At 49.3% G+C, this 5,268-nt stretch carries 6 protein-coding genes; 3 read left to right on the top strand and 3 right to left on the bottom strand.

The annotated features are described in order from the left end of the window. Both SCI24_RS20690 and SCI24_RS20685 read right to left on the bottom strand, forming a co-directional pair. On the bottom strand, window positions 1-390 hold a 390-nt coding region (locus SCI24_RS20690; protein ID WP_318727169.1), incomplete at its 3' end, for a helix-turn-helix domain-containing protein. A 136-nt stretch (window positions 391-526) separates the two neighbouring features. Beyond that, a complete protein-coding gene (locus tag SCI24_RS20685; protein ID WP_318727168.1) occupies window positions 527-712 on the bottom strand; it encodes a hypothetical protein in 186 nt (61 codons plus the stop codon). An 83-nt stretch (window positions 713-795) separates the two neighbouring features. Here SCI24_RS20685 and SCI24_RS20680 point away from each other — a divergent pair, with 83 nt between their 5' ends. The 3 genes from SCI24_RS20680 (at window position 796) to SCI24_RS20670 (ending at window position 3,014) form a co-directional block, all read left to right on the top strand. Beyond that, window positions 796-1,374 carry a hypothetical protein gene (locus tag SCI24_RS20680; protein WP_318727167.1) on the top strand — a complete coding sequence of 193 codons (579 nt, stop codon included), beginning with the start codon at window positions 796-798 and terminating at the stop codon, window positions 1,372-1,374. A gap of 140 nt (window positions 1,375-1,514) precedes the next feature. Continuing rightward, complete coding sequence (locus SCI24_RS20675) at window positions 1,515-1,898, top strand: DUF6957 family protein (RefSeq protein WP_318727166.1); 384 nt, start codon at window positions 1,515-1,517, stop codon at window positions 1,896-1,898. 702 nt (window positions 1,899-2,600) lie between these two features. After that, the gene (locus tag SCI24_RS20670) at window positions 2,601-3,014 is read left to right on the top strand and encodes an antitoxin Xre/MbcA/ParS toxin-binding domain-containing protein (RefSeq protein ID WP_318727165.1); all 414 of its coding nucleotides are present in this window, start codon (window positions 2,601-2,603) and stop codon (window positions 3,012-3,014) included. 1,880 nt (window positions 3,015-4,894) lie between these two features. Here the strand turns inward: SCI24_RS20670 and SCI24_RS20665 are convergent. Continuing rightward, window positions 4,895-5,268, bottom strand: a 374-nt coding sequence (locus SCI24_RS20665) for a hypothetical protein (RefSeq protein WP_318727164.1), incomplete at its 5' end; no start/stop codon positions are given.

Genomic DNA, 5,268 nt, shown 5'->3' with positions numbered 1-5,268 from the left:
AACGAGGCCAACTTCATCGCCATGATCTACCTGATTGGCAGCCCGGTGGGTCGCCTGTTCGATCAGGCCAAATCCACATGAAGTGACGAAGAACCCTATAAAGCCACTGATCTGCTGTGGGCTCCACTCCTCACGCAGCCGGCCGACAACGGCGGTGATCATGCTCGGCAGGCGCTTCGTCCATTTCCAAGCGCTACGACGCCGGTGATCACTGAGAACCTGGGCCTGCTGAGGATCGTAGCCTCTGGAAGTGGCATTGCGGCGCAGCTCACGACTGATCGTGCTGCTGTGAAGGCCCAGTTCCCTGCCGATTTTCCGCTGGCTCATGCCCACGTCAGAACGGGCGTGGATCTGGTATCGTTGGGTCTGGGTCAGCTGTCGGTATCCCATGCTCTGCTTCACTTTGGTCGGTAAAGCAGGGAGGGTACCGGCGCTGGCCCTCCTGCCTCTACCGTGGTGTCCAAAGTGCTGCGGTTATTCTATGAATCCAGGACTTAAAGGATGGTAACACGTGCGAGGCCGCCGTCTAGATGTCTTGTTTTCTTCCGTGGGCATCTACGGCCACCAGGCGATCAGGATCATCAGGATCAATCCCATAACGGATAGCGCTTTTCGTAACGACGAGCGGAAGGATTCCCGAGTTACGATCCGCTTCAAGTTCCGCCAGGATATTCTCAACATCAAAACCTTCTGTTGTATGTTCCGGCTTCATTACCGATCTCTTGGATTATGGCTATACTCGTATAGTGTAGCGAAATGTCCAGACCAAAACCCAAACTGATGTGAGATATCGTTATGAAAATCGCTGTCAACATCGATGAAGATCAGTATCAACGAGCCCTGGAGGTAGCTGAGCGGGGACTGGAAAACCCGTCAGACCTCATTCGGGAGGCCATGCAGATGTATATTCGTGTGCAGGCGGCACGACAGCTTGCTGCCATGAGCGGTCAGATGCCGGAAATGAGGGATATTCCGCGCAGGAGTGAGATGCAAGATCTAAATAAATTACTCATTCAGTGTGTCGAAAAAAAGACAGGGAGTCAGGAGTTCGCATTGTTCTACATGCTTGATGGTGATCCAGTCTGGCAGGCAATGCTAGGCAATGAGCAGATCTTCGCCGCGCTAGGCGAGTCTCGCGGTGAGTTCCAAGGCAGAGGGTCCAGTCCTGAGGAGGCTGTCGAAGATTTACGCGGTAATTTCCTCAGCGGCAGTCTGAATCAAGACTATGACTGGCTCCTCATTTGGGATCGAACGCCCTGGCTTGAAGGGTTCAATGCAGAGGGTCGCGAGTACACGTCGGATGACGAAGCTCTGCTTTATAGCGATCTGATGACTTTCATGTGCTCAAAAGGCAATCCCGCACTAAAGGGATAACAGCGGAGGCATAAACCGCCTGTTTCTTCCCCGCCCTGCGTGGCTTCTTTTGTTGTCTCTCAAACATCATAAACATAATGATTCCATTCATCCATGCCCTCTGCTAGTGTTATCAACACACACTTAGCTAGGATATTATCATGAAACAATCAACTCCGATAAATGCTCTCCCAGCTTGGGCAGACACAGCTGACAGCCATCGTGACACAGCCTGCATCGTCAGAGCGTGGGAGCTGGTCAATATCGATCTTGATGGTAAGGAAGTGCGTTTCCTTTACGGTACGGTCGTGAGCGACTACAAGGGCCGCTGGGGGTCTGGTGATTATGTTTTTACCAGTGCGGTGGATAGTTTCGACCCAGAGATAGGGCTGGTCAAAACGAAAAACTCATTTTACTGCTTGCAAGGGGATGGGGAAGATGTGTTTGCCACTCTCAATGAAGCTGCAAAAATGAGGGCCATAGGTCAGTCCCTGCATACCATCAGGGCCATCGAGCGTGACGTAGGCGATATTGACTTGTCGTGACCGTTCGCCGAGGCGACAACAAACGCTGCACTGAAAGCCGCCCGGCGACCGAGATGGTGGCTTCCTGTGCCCGCGACCTCACCTCAGCGCAGCAAAATCACTTTGCCAGGACCGGGCCAATCAATCATCTGCCGGGTCGAATGGTCGGTGGTAGCTTTTCACGGTCCCCCGCAGCTTCTCCAACGGGTCATCAAGTAAATTCTGGACAGCCTCCTCCCATTCTGGGCATCTGGGCATGTTGTCTCGGAGGCTTTCTTTGTATAATTCATTTGCCGACTGTATGCTAGCACCTGCCTCGCGAATGCACCGCATTAACAGATTTGGCGTCGTTTCAACGAACGCACTTGCAATGATTGCAGCGGATGAATCCGAAATCCCTTCGACCTGAGTCGTCCCGCAGCGGAGTGCAAGCGCAAACTCATGCTCAGAAACGATGTCCCCATAGGGTACGTTCAGGTGCGTCACTGCTAGACTCAGTCCTGACATTTTCCTACTCCCATGCGAGCGAAAATCGCTTTTTTGAATTGCGATATGATAGCCACGCTGTAAGCGCCACCAGCACACAGAGGCCCAAGAGAGGCGATGCTATTAAAATCATTTCGAGGTATTCATTCATGACAAGGTCACCGGCCAGCTTCCTATCGCACCCCCTTACACTCTACTACTATACAACTATCATAGCCGCAATATGGGTAACTGGAGATGAAGGTTCTTCATTTAGATGGGTTGCCTCCGAATGTCCTGACTGACGACGTCGTATTCATCCGCGCAGTCAGAACGGGGATCCCTGGTAAGGTTGTGCAAGAAGCCGTTGAACTGCTAGGTGGGCACCGCGAACTGGTAGCGGCCCTAGTAGGGTCCACCCCTGGCAACATTCAAAGAATCTACTCAAAACCAGCTCTTGGCAAAGTTGAGAGTGAGGGCATTCTCGACCTACTGCGCCTGTTCGCTTATGCCTCAGCTATCTTTGATAGCGATGACATTGTCAGAGAGTGGCTCCGCTGCCATTTACCTGCACTGTCAGGATCGCGCCCCGCCGATCTTCTGGACACGTTTCAGGGCAGAATCATGGTGCGTGATGTGCTCAACAAGATCGAGCGTGGGGAGTTCAGCTAGAGGGCAGCCACAGGCGCATTGATCCATCAGTGTACCCATAGTAGGACCTGCATGGCCCTTTCATGACATCAAAATGTAGGGGAGAGTGAGAACCACCGTCACCATTGATGCTCTGTAGGACGGCTACAGCGCGTTGATCTGCCGTTGCCAGGGCACCAAGGCTACATCTGGAACAGGAACCGCTCTCGGCGGGTACCTTCGTCTTGTTCTGGAGCTTAGCCTGGGCTAACAAGAACTGCTTTATTGGTTGGCTCTGTTCGACAATGGCGAGATATTTAACTTCTATCCCGCCGTTGGCGAACAGGCAACTGATGCGATTTATACATCGTTTCCCTAGATTTTCCTATGGAGAAAAAGCGCAGTTACATGTTCAGGCTCCCCATCACAAACTAAGGCATTTAAAAGTTGCTTGGCTGCCTTACAAAATCAGCAATTTCCTGCTGCTTTGCTCCAAGATTGATAGGGATAACTTCCCTAGATGGTGGACGAGTGACATTACGACCAATTTCAACAACAAACCATCCGGAGCTAAACCGCTCTACAATAAATTTTGTGCTTTGTGGGCTACCATTATATGACCCAGGGAACGATTGCGCGTGATAATCTACGTCGAATCTCAAATTAAGCCAGTCTTTTTTTTGAAAGAAGACTGCTGAGCCTTTTTTCGATTCTCTCAATTGCACTTTCAATCATGTCCGCATCAAGTGTTCTAGAAGTAACTCTGGACCCTTCAGATTTCTTTATAGCTGCGTTGATCTTTTCTTTATTTCTTGCGTTTATTTTCAACTTTACTTCTCCTTAAGTTATAATCTATATTCTTCCTAATCCATTAAATCAACTTTAAAGCCACTAAATGGACGGTTTTTATCGCTTCACCTTACCCTTCCTTACTTCTTTATATGCCTAGATTCATGGAATTACTGCAACGCTTTGAACACGACGGTGGGGGCATGAAGTCCAAAGACCCCTGACCAATATCCGCTATGAATTAGGCATAGCCTGCGTCAGATCGGCAGGGAAATGGGCCTACACAGCAGCACGCTCTGTCGTGATCTGCTTCACAACGCCTCATGCGGTGGCTACGATCCCCAGCAGGCCCAGGCCCTCAGTGATTACGGTGCCCGCACTTCCTGAAGGGAGCGAACTTCAGCTAGGTGACCGATACCGAGCTGCGTAATATGGTCACGAAGCTGAGTGACCTTCCCCGTAAGCGCTCGGAAATCGGACACTGTCTCAGGTGTTACGGGGGAATACTCAGGAGCCCTAGCTCCCTCAGGTTCTCCACTTATCGATTGAATTCAGTACCTCAGGTGAGGACCTACAGAAGGTACTGCGCCATACATATCCGATTACATTGATGGAATGGGAGTCCAATTATCCTGAGTTAATTCTCAGCGGATATTGAATCACACGCGACCATTTTTCTTCAATCCATTGCTGGCAGGTCAGGCCATTTCGATCCTTTCTGAATTATTCTTGTGATCGACCCTTCAACATCGTCGTCGTCAAAGTACCCCCAGTACCGTTTGATGTCGCCTGTGGTTCCATCAAAGCACTGTATAAAAGCAACACATATGTAGCTGATATTTCCCAGAGACATCGACGAAAATCTAATCTTACATTTGGGATGATAGTCCTCATAAATAAATCCATTAGATCCTTTAACACTTACCATATTGCAATCCTTTTAAGAGTTAATCGTTAGATTAAAATTGCTTCTACCAAACAGTGAAGCAGCTTGTTCTCTCCAGCTACAAAACTCCTCCACCACTCATATATCGAAAACAGGCAATCACCTTCCACAATAGTGATAAGAAAAGTTCGACGATACCTTAACGAGTCATTCCGTCGATGATGTAGACAGTGAATCTGCAATCAAATCAATTAAAAAGCCGATCAATTTCAACCTGTAATACATCATAAAATGAGTCAGACTGAAAATCTCTCACCACAATCCATTTATCGTCTTTCTTGACCATTTCTTCGGGAAATTCGCCAAGGTACTTGCCTTCGACATGCACATTGACGGAAAGAAGACCGACAGGATGTTCTGTACCATACCTCCATGCATAATCCTCTGTTACGTCTTCAGAAAAGGTAATTTTCGCTTCAATCATTTTAATTCTCCGTAGTAGGGACTTCGCCTCAGTGCGAGCCCCTATACTGTATAAAATTACGGCTCTTCGTCGTTGGGTGTGGAATTCGCCCCCTGAGCTGGGCCAGGATATGACCTCCACGACGACAGGAGGTATGG

Origin of the sequence: Halomonas sp., assembly GCF_033549285.1 — a bacterium.
In the GTDB taxonomy this organism is placed as follows: domain Bacteria; phylum Pseudomonadota; class Gammaproteobacteria; order Pseudomonadales; family Halomonadaceae; genus Halomonas.
The sequence above is the reverse complement of the archived record's forward strand: the minus strand, read 5'-3'. Positions and strand labels throughout refer to the sequence as shown.

Bases quoted from the DNA above. Each gene is read 5' to 3' on its own strand.
- SCI24_RS20675 (WP_318727166.1), top strand. From the start codon at position 1,515: ATGAAACAATCAACTCCGATAAATGCTCTCCCAGCTTGGGCAGACACA.
- SCI24_RS20670 (WP_318727165.1), top strand. From the start codon at position 2,601: ATGAAGGTTCTTCATTTAGATGGGTTGCCTCCGAATGTCCTGACTGAC.
- SCI24_RS20685 (WP_318727168.1), bottom strand. From the start codon at position 712: ATGAAGCCGGAACATACAACAGAAGGTTTTGATGTTGAGAATATCCTG.
- SCI24_RS20680 (WP_318727167.1), top strand. From the start codon at position 796: ATGAAAATCGCTGTCAACATCGATGAAGATCAGTATCAACGAGCCCTG.